The sequence below is a fragment of the Niastella sp. sgz303648 genome, from assembly GCF_059587045.1.
Genome location: NZ_JCAPSW010000001.1, coordinates 330,747 through 347,279, shown reverse-complemented (window position 1 = coordinate 347,279; position 16,533 = coordinate 330,747). Strand labels below are relative to the sequence as shown.

Below are 16,533 nucleotides of genomic sequence, written 5' to 3'. Positions count from 1 at the left end.
CGTTGTTATTCTATGTTACCAGTTAAAAGGGAACAGCTGTATTATATTTGGTATTTTTACAAATTGTGATACATATTAACGATTGAATTTAATTAGCTATATGGACAAAAAGGATAGAATTATTAAGTTTAATGCATTCCGGGAGTTTTGTTTGACTAATGCTGAAACTGCATTGAAATCTGCAAAATTATTGACAAATCAAAATGCAAACCATATTGCATACCACATAATTGTACTTGCACTTGAAGAAATAGGGAAAATTTTTGTCGGGTTTAACGAGTTTGTAAGGGATAAAAGTTGGAATAAAGAGGAGCTAAACTTTGGCTTTGATGACCATATTAAAAAACTGTTTTGGGCGATTTGGGGTACTTCAATTGGCAAAGATATAATTACGAAAGAACAGTGGGCTGAAAATCAAAAAATGGCTTCTACACTTCACCAAAAAAGATTAGATTCTTTATATACAGCTCTCTCTGATACAGCGGCAGCTTCTACTAAAATTAAAGACGAAGAAGTAGCAACGCTGTTATCTTTTGCAGAAGCACGGTTAAATCTGGCTAAAGTGGAAGGGGAAGTTGATATAAACAATGAACCCAACCCTGACATGGATTGGTTAATGAAGGTAATGGATGATCCTGCTAAACGTAATTATATATTAGGTTCCGAATCACAGGGAAAATTGATCGAATTAGGAAATCCTAAACTTTGGGCAGCTTGGCTACGGGATTACTACAAAAAAGAGGAAACAGACTTAGCTACACTTGCGCAAAATGAAATAGATCGTGAAGTTGTATCCGACCTTGTGAAGGTTACTCCAAAATGGAAATTGAAAATTAAAATAATTACACCTTCTCATTCAATTAGACAAAAGACTTTAGATTCATTTAACAAAACTGAGGAAACAATTAAGTTATTCAAGGGCGGCGATAATCAAACTTTATATATTGAATTTATTTTTGAAAATAATGTATCAGTAACTACACTGTGGCAACAAGGTTGGCTATTTAGTAAGCTGTATGTGGCTGCTTTAAATGTAGGGACAAATGGTTTTTTCTATTGGAACTCTGTCATTGATACTGAAAAATATTATGATACAATAAGAGATTTAGAAAATAATAAGCTTTTAGAATTACGGCTTTCATCCGAATTAATATTAAATTGGGAAATAAGAAAAATGGTGATAAATGAACAACATCTCCATTTATCAGGTATGGTGTTTAGATATTTTTTGGAGGTTCGTGAACCTTCCCTTGTAAGAGCTATTGATATGTATATTTCTGGGCTTGCCCTTCTTTCAAAATCTGATATACATTCCCGATTTGAATTGCAAATATTTAATTTATTTTTTACTGCTTTTAAGGAAGCGCTAATAACAACCCTAAAAACAGATGCAACTTTGGATATAACTGAAATTGGGTATCAACAATTAGAAAAAATGATTCGTACAAAGTCGGAGTATGAAAGAATAATGAGATTAGGTTACGAGCTACAACAAAGAAATGGTGTTACTTCAAAACCCATTACACTGGTTGAAGTAATACTGGCAAAGCAATACTGTGGATTTTATTTTATGACGTTAGCAGCCAGAAAACTACACGGTGATAACAGCTTATCTCTTGTGGTTCAGGAAGGAGAGCTATAATAAATAAGTCGTTGTCGTGTCTTCTGACCGACAACCGGTGAGCGAATAACCGACTATCGATCAGTTTGCGGCTTTACTACTTCATAGGCCGTGCCCTGAAATATTTTTACCCTTTCTCTGATAATAAGAAATATATTTTCCTCTGCTTTAAATTCATTATCTTAACAGGCGACAACATACCTTTTTTTCTACTTCGATATCTTCAGTTTTTTTCATTTATATACTTCCTGCCTTTTTTTATGCAAACGCTTGCACGTTGTTTTCCTGTTTCTATAGCATAAGTTTGGTAAACAAAACCAGAAAACAATTGCTATGAAAAGGAAATCAACACTACTATCTATTTCCCTTGTATTGCTTAATTGTTGGGCATATTCCCAGTCGCCTGCCGAATACTATGTTGATGGTTCATTAACCACCAATGGAAACGGTACGGCAGCCAGTCCATGGAACAGAATATGGTATGCCATCAACCGCAGTCCGCGCGATACCACCAGGGATGCTATCGTATATATTAAGGGCGGCTCCTATGTTATTGATTCTACTGATTACCTCACGCAGTTATACATAGGCAGCGCCAATGGAGGTGCCAACGGTAAATACCTCATCCTTAAACCGTATGCCGGAGATGAAGGAAAAGTGATTATTGATGCAAAAAAGCTGGCTACTACCTCTTTTTATCCGAATATGCTCATCATAAGCGGCGCTCAAAATGTTCGTCTTCAAAATTTGGTGTTCAGGAATCTGAAAAACACCAATGGATATGTTATCAATGTACAAAGTTCACAAAATGTTGAAGTGAACAATTGTGCATTCGATTCTTTACAATGGACAACCACCAGTGCTGAATATGGTTATCCTACTGTAAATAACACCAGTAATTTTATTTATCCCGTTTATCTCGCCAATAATTCAACCGTAACAATAACGGCAGATACGTTGCGCAATTCGGCCATTGGCTGGGGCGAGTTTGCGAAAGATGCCGGCGGTAACACGGGTATCAGTGTCAGCGCACAGGTAAATGCAAATAATACGGGTATTGCTTCAGACTATTATGTGGCATTGACCGGTAACGATACCACAGGAAGTGGTTCGGTAGTTAAACCATGGCGTACGGTTAAAAAGGCCATTGACCTCGCTGGTATTAATTATACGTATTCTCCGTCGCAATTGGCCAATGTACCGGTAAATATTTATCTGCGTGCGGGCACACATAAGCCAACAGGGGGCGGATTGTATATTGGCAGCAACAGAGGATCCAATGGCCAGTGGTTTGCCATAAAAAACTACCCCGGTGAAAGTCCTGTTGTTGATGGCAGTAATCTTACAGATAAATATTCAGCATTGATTTCAATTGCCGGTGCAAAGAATATTCGTATCGAAGGTTTGAAACTAACAAAGGTTACCAATGATTCGGCTTATCAGAATACATCAAGTAAGGATACCCGCTTTGGTATTATTGTCAGCGGCAAATCAGGTAATGTCGTTATTAAAAAGAACGAAATATATGATATGGCCTGGACCAGAGATACCAGTAAACAAAAATATCCTTCTGCTTCAGATAACCTCAATCCGCTGGTAGTGCTGGGTACAACCGATACTTCTATAAGAAATGTAATTATCGACAGCAACTTAATATATAATAATGTACCTGGCTATAGCGAGGCCGTTACCATTAACGGAAACGTTGATTCATTTGCCGTAACCAATAATGAGGTGCACGACAATGCCAATATCGGTATTGTAGCAGCAGGGCATTACCAGTGGATCGTAGATGATCCGAATTATTCGGTAACAGCGCCCAATAACTATTCAAGGAATGGTTATATAACCGGTAATACAGTATATAAGAATATTTCGCCCGTGGCTGTTTCGGCAGGTCTTTATCTGGATGGCTCGTCCAATGTAACGGTATCGAACAATGAATCTTATAAAAATGGAGTTGGTATATCGGTGGGCAACGAACAAGGCAACAGCACCAGCGGCGGTCACCTGATTCAAAGCAACGTATTCAGAGATAACCTGGGCGCCGGTATGTATTATGGAAGTACTAATTCAACTTCTATGGTGCAAAATTGCGTGGCAAAATGGAATACCATTAAAAATAATTATATACTCGATTCTGCCCTTCGGGCAAAAGCCAATAACCAGTATGGGATAACCAATGCATCACAACGGTATACCGAACTGAACGTATACCGTCTGCAAAACAGCACATTTGAACAAAATACCATTGAGCCGCTGTCGAACATCGTATTGGGATTTTACTTTACCCAATCTACACTTACGTTCCGGTATAACGAATACTATGTTATCAGCCAGGATGCCTGCCAGGCCACTTTTGTTCGCGATAACAATAACGACGGCAGCATTGCATTGCCGGCCGATAACATTTTTACTACATTTCACCAGTATGCTCAGCAAACCGGTTACGACCAAACCTCAAGCTGTGAAGGCCAAAATTACAGCGCCACCGGATGCGGTACAGCAAGAAGTGTAGTGGCTGCACCGGCATTGCAGCAGGAACCACTGTACAGGATCACTGTAACTCCCAATCCGGTTGTTAACAATACTACTGTTTGGGTAGGCATGCAAAAAGAAGGAATAGTTCGATTGGAGTTGTTTGATATCTCCGGCAGATTATTGTTAAGCAAACAGCAACAACTATTAGCCGGTAATCATAAATTACCATTGGCAATTGTTGGGCAAAGCGGCGTAACAGGCGGCGTGTATTTATTGCAGGTAACTACTCCGTTCGAAAAGAAGACCATTAAATTGCTGGTTAAAAATCAGTAGAGCTTTTGAGATATTTATGGCCCCGATTATACGATCGGGGCTTTTTTGTTACTTGTTTTTTTCATGAATTACGAGTTGCGAATCAAGAATGATCTTATAGTAAGTGGTGTTTCCTGAGTCCTGCCCATCCTTTGATAAAAGCTCCAGTAGTATTTCCATGGCCTTCTGGCCCTGTAAGTAAGGGAACTGTTCAACAGAGGCCAGTGGCGGAAAAGCCGTGTAATTGCTGATAGGCAGGTTGGCGTAGCTTACAAAGCACATTTCTTTGTTGATCTTTTTGTTGTTTTTTATGGCGCATTGAACCGCGTCCATAGCCACATAATCATTGAATGCAACAATGGCGGTTGGTTTTCTTTTTGATTTTAGCAGCTCTTCTGTAGCGCGATAAGTGCCCTCGGAAGTTAAATCGGTGTTGACTATTAAAAACGGATCAAACTTCAGCCGGCTTTTTGCCATAGCCTGCTGATAGCCTTGTTTTCGCTCCTGGCTGGCAAATAGTTTTTCGGGTCCGTTGATCATACCGATAACACGGTGCCCTTTTTTAAATAAATAATTAATGGCCTGTATAGTGCCTGAAGCCATATTACAGGCTACATAATGAATGTTCGTCATGTTGGGTATGCGGTCAAAGAACACTACCGGTATGTTGTATTTCTTCAGCGCTTCAAAATGCTGATAATTTGAAGTGCTTTTTGAAATGGAAACGATCAAACCGTCGACCCGGTGATTTTTCATGGTTTCTACAATTTTCTTTTCACGCTCTTCATCATCATGGCTTTGACCAAGCAATACGGTGTAGTTGTTTTTTTCGGCGGTATCTTCAATACCACTGATAGAGGCGGAAAAGAATAGTTCAGATAGTTCAGGTAATATAACACCTATAGTGTAGGTTTTTCGTTGCTGAAAAAATAAAGCTGTTTGATTGGGTTCGTAGTTAAGTTTTTTGGCCAGTTCCTGAACCCTTGTTTTGGTGCGCAGGCCAATGCCGGGGTGATCGTTTAATGCACGTGAAACGGTAGATGCGGATATGTTTAATTGTCGGGCAATTTCTTTTATTGTTGGCAACCTCGAAGACATTCTTTTATTTTTACATAAGATAGAATATTTTGTCCAAACGTATAAATGAAGTACAGTGAAAGTAAATTTTATTTTATTCCTGCTATTGGCGTCATTGAGCGTTTGCTCACAATATAAAAAAATATCATACGGATTAGATGACTCAGATTTCACCAATCCCGAACGAGGGTTTTATATACCGGGCGGTACAAGGGCCGGTAATTTTGAATTGTTGAATGCAGATCAGTTACGCAATTACCGGTTAACTCCATACAAAGCGGGCAAGGCCGGTTACCAGATAAAAGCATCGTTGATTTACCGGGGATATGAGCTGGATATATTTAAAGACAAACCCCTGTCGAATGATTTTTTAACTAACCTGCAGAAAGATTTTGATGCAGTAAAAGAAGCCGGACTTAAAATGATCCTGCGCTTTGCCTATACCAATACTGCAAAAGGGGGCGATTGCAAAGATGAATATAAGATATGCCCGCCGTATGGCGATGCGCCGGTAGCTATAACATTGTATCACATTCAACAGCTAAAACCATTGTTGCAAAAGAATGCGGCTGTTATAGCTGTGCTGCAGGAAGGTTTTATAGGTATCTGGGGCGAAAATTATTTTACCGATTATTTCGGCGATGCGTCTATGAATGGCATTGGAGTTATCCCCGACAGCAGCTGGCTGCAACGTAACCGGCTGCTTAAAGCTTTGCTGGAGGCATTGCCTGCAAACCGGATGGTGCAGGTACGTACACCTCAGATAAAACAAAAATATGTATATGGCCCATCAGCACCGGTAACAAGCGACCCGCTCACCATAAAAGAGGCTTTTAACAACGCTGATAAAGCAAGGATCGGTTTTCACAACGATTGTTTTTTATCATCACCCGATGACTATGGTACCTTTTATGATTACGGCAGCAATTCGCAACCGAGGAAACCGGCCAACGACGTATTGCGACATTACATCGAAGCTGATACAAAATTCACTGCGGTGGGAGGCGAAACCTGCGATGATGCATTCAGTCCGCAAAACGACTGTGCCCCTGCAGGATATGCCGAATCTGAAATGCAGCGAATGCATTACAGCTTTTTGAATGCTGCGTATAATACTGATGTTAACAACGACTGGGACAGCAGCGGCTGTATGAACAACATCAAAAAGAAGCTGGGTTATCGCTTACTATTGCACACGGCCACATTTCCGGTACAGGCAAAAAGAGGGAAGATGCTTAACATTTCACTGCAAATGGAAAATACCGGATATGCTTCGCCCTTTAATCCAAGACCTGTTCTGCTGGTTTTTCGAAACACCCATACGCATGCAGTATATACCTGTAACCTGAAGACTGATGTGCGATTTTGGTTTACAGGCAAATTTTTGATCAATGAGTCAATAGCATTGCCGGCGAATATACCGGCTGGTTCTTATCAGTTGTTATTGCATTTGCCGGATGCTGATCCTGAGCTCTCGAAACGGCCCGAATATGCTATCAGGCTGGCGAATATAAATACGTGGGATCAAAGTACTGGTTATAATAATCTCAATCATACGTTGCTTATTAACTAAGTCTGTAGAGTAGTGCTGTTACACTAAGATTATTTCGCGCAAAGGCGCTAAGCCGCAAAGTTGTCCCGCCCTGGCGGGACTTTAAGAACGCAAAGAAAAGGTTTTGCGCCTTGGCGCCTCCGCGAGAGATTAAATACCTTAACCTAATAGCATGGCCCGTAGGGCCATGTAAAAAGTTCTTCAAAATCATGCAAACGCTTGCATGCTTTTTATATACAATTAATGTTGAAATTAGAGGAAACCAAAACTGCTATGAGCCTTTTCAAAAAAACTCATTTCTTTCTATTGTTGTTATTTACCGGAATAAGCGCTCAGGCACAGGAGCATACAGTTACCGGCAAAATTACTTCGGCTAAAACGGGCGAAGTTTTACCCAACGTTACTATTACATTTCCATCGCTTTCAAAAGTTGTTACTTCAAATGAAGAAGGAGTATTTACCGTTTCGCTACCAACCCAAAAGGTTCCTGCTACGGTAAGCTCAGCTGGTTTTTTATCAATGAAGCTGACAATTGATGCTTCACAAACAAACATCTTTTTACAGTTGCAGGAAGATCCCCAAAAACTGGATGAAGTTGTGATCGTAGGCTACAGCGATAAAAAAAGAAGCGAATTAACAAGTGCCGTACAAATCGTAGATGCTAAAAAGCTGAAGGATGTAACAGCCGGGAATATTGGCGCTATGTTGCAGGGTAAGGTAGCGGGCCTGCAGGTAATCAATAGTTCCGGCGTACCGGGGGCTACTCCCGAAATTCGTTTGCGGGGCATTTCATCGATCAATGCCTCTCAGGCGCCATTATTTGTTGTAGATGGTATTATTGGCGGCAGCTACGATCCCAACGATGTTGAAAATGTAACGGTACTGAAAGATGCCGGCGCCACGGCTATGTACGGGTCGCAGGCCAATGGAGGCGTTATCATTATTACCACTAAAAAAGCCAAAGCGGGTAAAATACGGTATGAAGCAAAAGCTACCACGGGGTTTCGGACGCCCGATTTTGGTGAAATGAAAATGATGAACGGAAGAGAGCTGTATAATTATCAGAAAGAGCTGTACCGCGATTACAATCCAACCGATACAGGTAATTCTTATAAAATTGATATTCTGAAATTTTATAGCGAAAGGCCTTTGTCGCTGCGCGATCAGGACCATAACTGGCTGACCACTATTTTTAAACCGGCCATCATGCAGAACTATTATTTATCCCTGGCCGGCAAAACAGAAAAGAGCGATTATTATCTCGGCTTGTCGTATTATAACGAAGATGGTACGTTTATGAATACGAACTACAAGCGTATTAATATGCGGGGCAATTCTACGCTACGGCTCAATAAAAATATCAGTGTTACCAATAACATTAACCTGAATGCATCTTCCGGTAAAAGCTATGATTACAATGATATATATTATGCATACCTGAATATGCCCTGGGACAATCCGTACGACAGCACCGGTGCTCCGTTGTATGTTGATGGCAACTCAACTTTCAAATGGTGGTCGCGCGACAAGATCAATCCCGTTCATACCATTAAAAATTCACAGCACCCATACAAAAGTTTTTCAGCTAACTACGATCTGGCATTACAGATCAGCATAACCAAATGGCTGTCTTTTTCAAGCAGCACCCGCCTTGCAGCCGGTTACAGCAAAAGCACCAATTATTTTTCTCCCACAGTGGCAGGGCAGTATCATAATACCGGCTACCTCGATCAGAACAGCCAGTTGGATTATGGTGTTGTATCGAATAACCTGTTGAAATTTAATTTCAATATGGGGCCTCATAGTATTAGCGGTTTGGCAGGGGTGGCCTATGAAAAAAACAGAACCGAATTACAGGGTGGTTCAGGAAGAGGATTGCCATTGGGATTAAATGTGCTGAATGTAGTATCCAATAATATCACTGTCAGCGGGTCGAACAGTGAAACCTCTATTCAGTCGCTGATTTCACAGGTAAACTATAGTTATAAAAACAGGTACTTCGTTACCGGTTCTTTCAGAGTAGATGGTTCTTCCAACTTTCCAAAGTCTAACCGGTACGCATCATTTCCTGCTATATCAGCAGCCTGGCTGGCCAGCAACGAATCTTTCTTTTCATCAGCTATTATCGACAACCTGAAACTGCGCGCCGGTTATGGAGTAACAGGCACGCAGGATATTGGTTCATCACGGTATATGGGATTATATTCACTATCTGCCAGCTACAATGGCCTGGCAGCAGCTACGCCGCTTCAATTGCCAAGTCCTAATCTTACCTGGGAAAGCAAGTACCAGATGAATGCAGGGATCGACATCAGCTTTTACAAGCGGGTAGGAGTAACCATAGATGTGTACAGGAATCTTACGAAGAACCTGTTGCTGCAGGTATCGCAACCGCTTTCGGTGGGCTTTGAGCAGCGCTGGGAAAATGCCGGTGAAATTGAAAACAAAGGCATTGAAGTGGGATTGAATACCATAAATATTCAAAAAAGAAATTTTGAATGGACATCCGATTTCAACATCAACTTCAACAGTAATAAATTACGCAACCTGCCCGGCCCCATTATTAAAACGGGTTCATGGGCTATTTCGCAGATCTATCGTAATGGCGGTAACCTGTATGAATTTTATATGCCTGTGTGGGCAGGTGTAGATAAGCAAACCGGTGCACCGCTTTGGGAAAAACAAACCAAAGATGCACAGGGCAATGTTACCAAAACCGAAACCACTTCAAGTTATGCCGAAGCAACCCAGCAGGAAGCAGGATCGGCTTTGCCAAAGTTTCAGGGTGGTATTACCAACCGGTGGCGGTATAAGAATTTCTCCCTCGGCGTAAATATGTATTTTATATCGGGCAACAAGGTGTTCAGTAACAACCTGCGTTTTGTAATGAATGATGGCAGTGAACCTTACATGAACCAGATCGTATTACCCAAAGGCTACAGCATCTGGACAAAACCCGGTGATGATGCCTCCAACCCCAGTCCGCAAAATGCCGCCAATTCAACACAAACATCAACCCGTTATTTAAAAGACGGCAGTTTTCTTTCTGTAAGAAATATTACACTTGGTTATTCGGTGCCCGGCGCCTTTGTACAAAAACTGAAACTGAATGAAGTAACCATATCGGTATCTGCCGATAATGTATATACGTTTACAAAATTCCTTGGGCAGGACCCGCAAACAACAATTACACCGGGTGCGTATGTAACTCCGGGTGTGTCGGATTTTAAATACCCCAATAACCGCCAGTTTTTATTCAACATTAACCTGAAATTTTAAATGAAACCAGCAATGAAAAAATTAATCATACCGGTTTGCTTTGGCTTACTTGTTTCGGGTTGTGTTAAAGAAGTAACCCCAAGCGATGCTATCACTACCGAAACACTGGTACAAACCAAAGATGGCTTAACCAATGCCGTAAGCGGCGCTTATGCCTTATTTAAAGACCATGTAACTTTCAATAATACAACCGATCAAAATCTGATGTACCTGCGGCAGTATTTTCAGTTATCAGATTTTGCCGGTGATGATATTGTATGCAGTCAGGTTACAACAGATCCGTTCATGAATAGCTTTACGCTGAACCATTCCCCGGCACAAACCAATACCCGGTATTTCTGGTATATATCCTACAAGATCATCAACGATGCGAATACCGTAATTGAAGCGGCCGAAAAAAATGCATCAGGGGATGCTTTTATGCAGCAATTGATTGGCGAATGTTATTTTCTCAGGGCTTTGGCGCATTTTAACCTGGTAAGGTTGTTTGCAAAGCCATATACCACCAACCCCGATGCGGCGGGCATCATTCTCAGAATGTCTACACAGGATCCTTCCCTGAAAGCGAGGGCAACGGTAAAAGAAGTATATGATGCCGTTATTGCCGATGCTGAAAAAGCAGCTTCATTGATGAATCAGTCGAGAGGCGTGCAATATGCTTCGAAAGAAGCGGCCTGGGCGCTGTTGTCGAGAGTGTATCTATACAAAGAAGATAATGCCAAAGCCATTGAATACAGCGATAAAGTGATCAGCTCGGGCCGGTTCAACTTAACAACGGCTGCAACTTATCCCTCTTTATTTGCGCAGGCACAAACGGCAGCCGAAACTATATTTTGTATTGCGTTTACCACCAAGGAAGATTATGGAAAGTTTGGCTCAATTGCTTCCATGATCTATTCAGATGGAAATTCAGGCTGGGGCGAAGAGTTTGCATCAAAATCGTTAAGAGACAGCATGAATGCCCAACCCAATGATGTTCGCTGGTCGTATATAGTTCCGTCAAAGAGCAGCGGCGTTGTACAAAAGAAAAACGGTATTGAAATATATTATATCTCAAAATTCTCATTTCAGGGCGGCAGTCCCACTTTAAGTTCACCCATACTGTTCAGATTGTCTGAAATGTATCTGAACCGGGCCGAAGCGAAAGCCAAATCGGGTAACATTACCGGCGCATTGAATGATGTTGACAGTATACGTAATAACCGGGGTTTATCGAATGCTTTGTATAAGGGCGTATTGCCTGCAGGCTATACCGCACTGGATGTAGTATTAAATGAAAGAAGGATAGAGCTGGCATTTGAAGGTCACCGCATGTATGACTTATACAGGAATAAGCGATCGGTTAACCGTACTTACTGGGGGTATCATCTGGCGGGTTTAAGTGAGTCGGATATTGATCTGTCGAAACAACCCTCGGGCTATGCCAATATGGTCATTCCATATACCAATAACCGCACTATTTATTATATACCGGTAGATGAGATCAACACAAATACATTATGCACTCAAAACGACTAACAGTATGAACCCAATAAGAACTTTATTATTTATTATCATATGCTCAGGGTTAATGTTGCAATCATGTAAAAAAGATATTGTTGATGATGGCCCGGATGTTAATTTCACTACATCGATAGATGCATATACCGTAGCCTTTACCAATAAAACAACTGGTGGGGCATCTTATAAATGGGATTTTGGCGACGGTACCGTTTCAACGGAAGAAAATCCTTCGCATACTTATCCGGGAAAAGGGAAATATGTTCCTACGTTGTATGTTACTACTTCAGGCGGAAAAACAAATGAAGGTTCAACGGTTATTCGTATTGCCAAAAGTTCGGCCATTAAACTAAATGATAATTCACTGGCCGATTGGGATACGGTAACCTATAATGTAAAAGTTTCCGTTACAGGAGGGGGCATATTTCGCAAAGCCAAACTGGATTATGATGCTGAAAATGTTTATTTCTATTTTGAAATGGCATCGTCTGTAGCGAATGGAGATATTTTTGATTTTTATCTGGATGCAGATAATAACAGCAGTACGGGTTTAGTAACCTGGGTAGCTAACGGCAGTGGTAATGATGTATTGATGGAAGGCGCTATGCTTAGCAATTGGTTCGATATGTTTTATCATACCGGCGCGCAAAACAGCTTTACTTTCGATATGCAGTCTGTTACCGACTTTTATCAGGTAGGAACGGTGCAGGAATCAGGAGGCATTTTGAAATTTGAAGGGAAACTGGTACGGTCAAAAATAAAATACCTCACGGGCAAAGGGATGAAACTGGCCGTAACCGCCACCAAAAGTGACTGGAGTGCAACTCTCGGTATTATACCTGACCCCGGCACACCGGCATTTTATCTTAATATGGCGGATTAATATTTGTTTCTGGTTTGTGCCCGCCCGGATGACCCGGTCGGACGGGGTTTGAGGTTTGTGGTTGTGTTCGCGTTTGGGACTTTCAATTGTAAATTCTACACCTTAAAAATGCAACAGGATTATAATTACCTGAAGGGATTCACCAAAAGAACCACAAACCACAAACCTCAAACTTCAAACAGATCCAAAGAACCACAAACTTCAAACCTCTAACAGATCCAAAGAACTACAAACCTCAAACCTTAAACTTTTTGATATATTTATGGTTTTTTTAAGGTATGAAGCAATTTCTCATTCTGATTTCTTTATTCAGCATAAGTACCCTGTATGCCCAACAGGCTGCATCGTATCACAGGAGTCATGATGATAGTACACTACAGCAGCATGGCCCATTCACATTGATGCCCTTCAACAGGCTGGTGCATTCTGCCGGGAAAGTGGTTGCTTATGGTAATCCCGCTCTGGAAAACCATGCTTTGGATTTTGCTGTTTTGCCAGGGGATAGAAATATTGTTGTGGAAGACCGGTATGGCATTGCTGTGCTTGATGTGGGCACGCAACAAATAAAACATAAATGGAGCTTTGATGATGACAGGCAAGACACGGGATTAATGAGCACGTACTCCGGTATAAAGTCTTTTAGCTATAACGGGCACATTTATATAACCTGGGGCGCCGGTGGTACAAGAGGTACAGGAAAGTCGGCCGTGATGATCGCCGAATGGGATGAAACCGGTATAAAAAATGTTACAAACATACCTGTTAATGCAGTTCTTCCTGCAACTGCAGCTTTGCCCAATGATATAGCCGTACAATTTGAAGCAGGCATTCCTTATTTATACGTAGTGCTTAATGGAAATAATCAATTGTTAAAGATACGTTTTACCGACAGGCAGGTAATATGGGCGGTGCCTACCGGAGTAGCGCCTTATGGAGTAAGAATAATTAACAATAAGGCATATGTTACCAACTGGGCAGGGCCGGTTGTTACAGACAGCACTTTACAATATGCGGGCGTACCCTGGGGCAGTGCATATACTGATCCGGCAACAGGCAGAACGGCAAGGGGATCTTTATCTGTTATCGATGCACAAAGCGGTGTATTGCTGAATGAGTTATCACTCGGTTTGCACCCTAATGCTATTGTCAGCAGTCCCGATAACCGGTACCTGTACATTAGCAATGGAAACAGCGATTATATAAGCGTGATCAATGTGCGAAGTGAAAAAATAACAGATTCAGTTAATGTGGGTTTGTTTTCGGGCAGTGTTACATATTATGGAAGCAGTCCTAATGCTTTACAAACAGATGCAAAAGGTACAACACTGTATGTTGCCAATGGTCTCGATAACGCGGTTTGCGTAGTGAAGCTGGGTTCAAAGGCTGCTGAACATGGGCAGGGAATAAGTAGCGTACAAGGATATATACCCACAGAAGCTTACCCCGGTGGAATTGCTTTACTGAATAACGTATTATATGTTGCCAATATTGAGGCAAAAGGTGCACGGGTTCTGACCCCAATAAAAGGGTTGAACCAATACAACAGTACACCCGTAGACGCATACACCATTCACCAGCAACTGGCTTCGTTAAGTATTATACCCATTCCTTCCGAAAGGGAATTGAAGGCGTATACACAAAAAGTGAAGGAACAAAGTTTGTTTTTCAGAATTGCATTAACCAATCTTGCGCCACGAAAAAATAGTATACCCAGGCCTGTTCCTGAAAGAATAGGAGAGCCTTCTGTTTTTAAGCATGTGGTGTATATCATAAAAGAAAATAAAACCTATGATCAGGTGTATGGCGATTTACCGCAGGGCAGGGGAATGAAGCAGTTGTGCATTTATGGCGATAGTGTTACACCTAACCAGCACAAACTGGTAAATGCTTTTTCCCTGCTGGATAATTATTATGCGTCCGGTAAATCATCAGCCGAAGGGCATCAGTGGACAGATGCAGCCATGGTATCGGATTATATTGAAAAAAGTGTGCGTGCCTGGTTCAGAAGTTATCCGCACCGGCAGGAAGATGCACTGGTATACAATAAGAACGGCTTTATCTGGAACAATGCCCTGGATCATGGAAAAAAAGTACGTATTTATGGCGAAGCATGCACAACACATTATGATAAAACGCTCAAGTGGAACGACATTTATAATCGCTATCTGAATCACCAGGATCAGGGCTTTACAAATACTACTACCATTGCAAGGATAAAGCCCATCATTTCGCCGGGTTATCCTGATTGCGATAATTTTATTTTTACTGATCAGATACGTGCTGATATTTTTATAAATGAATGGAAACAGTATGAGCAGGGCGATAGCCTGCCCGATCTCATGGTGCTTTCACTTCCCAACGATCATACCGCCGGTACGTCTCCCGATTTTCCGGTGCCCAAAGCTATGGTAGCCGATAACGACCTTGCATTGGGCAGAATAATAGATGTAATTACGCATAGCCGTTCCTGGGATTCAACGGTGGTTTTTATAACCGAAGATGATTCACAATCGGGTTGGGATCATATCTCATCTTACCGTACCAGCGCATTGGTAATAAGCCCATATTCGGTTTTAGGCAAACCCATACATACAAACTATAACCAAACCTGTATGGTACGAACGATAGAACAAATACTGGGCATACCACCAATGAATATTATTGATGCCACTGCTATGCCTATGTTCGATTGTTTCGCCGATAAAAAGACAACCTATGCTTATGCACACATACCAAATATAATTCCACTAAACACGATAAATAAGCCTTTGGCTGAACTAAAAGGTAAAGCATCTTATTATGCAAAGCTTTCTGCCGAAAGTGTGTTTAAAGATGTGGACGGAGGAGAAGATGATATGATGAACAGGATATTGTGGTTCGATGCCAAAGGAAATGCGAAGTACCCTGTTCACAATAAACCGGAAAAAATGGAGTAGGCTTATAATGGTAGGTTGTTCATAAAATGGTATTATTAAAATAACAACCGGAATTATTGTACAACCGGCCTGTTAAGTAGCTTTGTTATTATACTTCACTATACACATTAGCTTTTCTACGGCTTTCTTTTCGGGAGGCCGTAGTTTTTTTGTGTATATTAAGTTTGTGTAAAGAAAAGAGGGCGACCCATCAAATAAATTATTTTTGCCACGCAAAGGGCAAAAGTGGATAGCAATACAACCAACAATATACTACTTCAGCAATTATCAGCAGGCGATGAATCTGCCTTTGCTTATTTGTACCACAAATACCATAATGCAGTTTTAGCCAATATTTGTAAACTGGTCAACCATCAGCACGAAGCCGAAGATATTTTGCAGGAAGTGTTTATTACCCTTTGGCAAAACAGGCAAAAGTTAACAAAAGATCAATCGCTCGCTGGATGGTTGTTTACCACCAGCTATTATAAATCGCTGGAGCATCTGAGAAAATCGATCAAACAAAGTTTTCAGGCGCTTGATGAACAGGTGGTATTAATGGAAACAGATACCCCTGCCGACTTTGAAAAAGAATATGCCGAAAAGCTCACCGTTTTAAATGCCGCTATAGAGAACCTGCCTCCCCGTAAAAAATCGGCTTTCACTCTTTGTCGCCTCGAAGGCAAAACCTATAAAGAAGCCGCCCTTGAACTGGGTATGTCGGAAGAAACCGTAAAAGATTATGTGAAGACGTCTGCAAAAATGCTCAAAGAATACATCGTTGCACAAAATCCTGCCATGTCGGCGATCAGCGCCGGCTGCCTGGTTATTTTTTTGTATTGAATGGTGAATCGGCTTCAGACTTCCGGCTTAACAATTCCGTAATACAAAACATCACCCCCTTTTTTACAAA

Annotated in this window: 9 protein-coding genes; 8 read left to right on the top strand and 1 reads right to left on the bottom strand. The window is 41.3% G+C overall.

The window, feature by feature from the left end:
• Positions 1 to 100: 100 nt before the first annotated feature.
• Positions 101 to 1,642, top strand: coding sequence for an AbiV family abortive infection protein (locus AC59IL_RS01245; protein WP_496550246.1), 1,542 nt, complete (start codon positions 101 to 103; stop codon positions 1,640 to 1,642).
• Between the two features lie 312 nt (positions 1,643 to 1,954).
• A complete protein-coding gene (locus AC59IL_RS01240) occupies positions 1,955 to 4,435 on the top strand; it encodes a T9SS type A sorting domain-containing protein (RefSeq protein ID WP_496550245.1) in 2,481 nt (826 codons plus the stop codon).
• Between the two features lie 48 nt (positions 4,436 to 4,483).
• On the opposite strand, the gene AC59IL_RS01235 is transcribed toward AC59IL_RS01240, so the two are convergent.
• On the bottom strand, positions 4,484 to 5,512 hold the full coding sequence (locus AC59IL_RS01235) for a LacI family DNA-binding transcriptional regulator (RefSeq protein ID WP_496550244.1): 1,029 nt from the start codon (positions 5,510 to 5,512) through the stop codon (positions 4,484 to 4,486).
• Between the two features lie 55 nt (positions 5,513 to 5,567).
• Between AC59IL_RS01235 and AC59IL_RS01230 the strand changes: the two genes are divergently transcribed.
• From AC59IL_RS01230 to AC59IL_RS01205, 6 genes are all read left to right on the top strand, one after another.
• Entirely contained in the window at positions 5,568 to 7,064 is a 1,497-nt protein-coding gene (locus AC59IL_RS01230; protein ID WP_496550243.1) for a DUF4832 domain-containing protein, read from the top strand.
• Positions 7,065 to 7,316: 252 nt separating this feature from the next.
• Positions 7,317 to 10,322 carry a SusC/RagA family TonB-linked outer membrane protein gene (locus AC59IL_RS01225; protein ID WP_496550242.1) on the top strand — a complete coding sequence of 1,002 codons (3,006 nt, stop codon included), beginning with the start codon at positions 7,317 to 7,319 and terminating at the stop codon, positions 10,320 to 10,322.
• A 12-nt stretch (positions 10,323 to 10,334) separates the two neighbouring features.
• Positions 10,335 to 11,840 (top strand): RagB/SusD family nutrient uptake outer membrane protein, encoded by a 1,506-nt coding sequence (locus AC59IL_RS01220; protein WP_496550241.1) that lies wholly within the window; start codon positions 10,335 to 10,337, stop codon positions 11,838 to 11,840.
• Between the two features lie 4 nt (positions 11,841 to 11,844).
• A complete protein-coding gene (locus tag AC59IL_RS01215) occupies positions 11,845 to 12,705 on the top strand; it encodes a PKD domain-containing protein (protein ID WP_496550240.1) in 861 nt (286 codons plus the stop codon).
• A gap of 278 nt (positions 12,706 to 12,983) precedes the next feature.
• On the top strand, positions 12,984 to 15,641 hold the full coding sequence (locus AC59IL_RS01210) for a bifunctional YncE family protein/alkaline phosphatase family protein (protein WP_496550239.1): 2,658 nt from the start codon (positions 12,984 to 12,986) through the stop codon (positions 15,639 to 15,641).
• A gap of 225 nt (positions 15,642 to 15,866) precedes the next feature.
• Positions 15,867 to 16,463: an RNA polymerase sigma factor gene (locus AC59IL_RS01205; RefSeq protein WP_496550238.1), complete on the top strand. Its 597-nt coding sequence runs from the start codon at positions 15,867 to 15,869 to the stop codon at positions 16,461 to 16,463.
• The last annotated feature ends 70 nt before the right edge of the window (positions 16,464 to 16,533 follow it).

What these genes read in the sequence shown, in the direction of transcription:
- AC59IL_RS01210 (WP_496550239.1), top strand. Translation starts at nt 12,984, where the DNA reads ATGAAGCAATTTCTCATTCTGATTTCTTTATTCAGCATAAGTACCCTG.
- AC59IL_RS01215 (WP_496550240.1), top strand. Translation starts at nt 11,845, where the DNA reads ATGAACCCAATAAGAACTTTATTATTTATTATCATATGCTCAGGGTTA.
- AC59IL_RS01245 (WP_496550246.1), top strand. Translation starts at nt 101, where the DNA reads ATGGACAAAAAGGATAGAATTATTAAGTTTAATGCATTCCGGGAGTTT.
- AC59IL_RS01225 (WP_496550242.1), top strand. Translation starts at nt 7,317, where the DNA reads ATGAGCCTTTTCAAAAAAACTCATTTCTTTCTATTGTTGTTATTTACC.
- AC59IL_RS01240 (WP_496550245.1), top strand. Translation starts at nt 1,955, where the DNA reads ATGAAAAGGAAATCAACACTACTATCTATTTCCCTTGTATTGCTTAAT.
- AC59IL_RS01235 (WP_496550244.1), bottom strand. Translation starts at nt 5,512, where the DNA reads ATGTCTTCGAGGTTGCCAACAATAAAAGAAATTGCCCGACAATTAAAC.
- AC59IL_RS01220 (WP_496550241.1), top strand. Translation starts at nt 10,335, where the DNA reads ATGAAAAAATTAATCATACCGGTTTGCTTTGGCTTACTTGTTTCGGGT.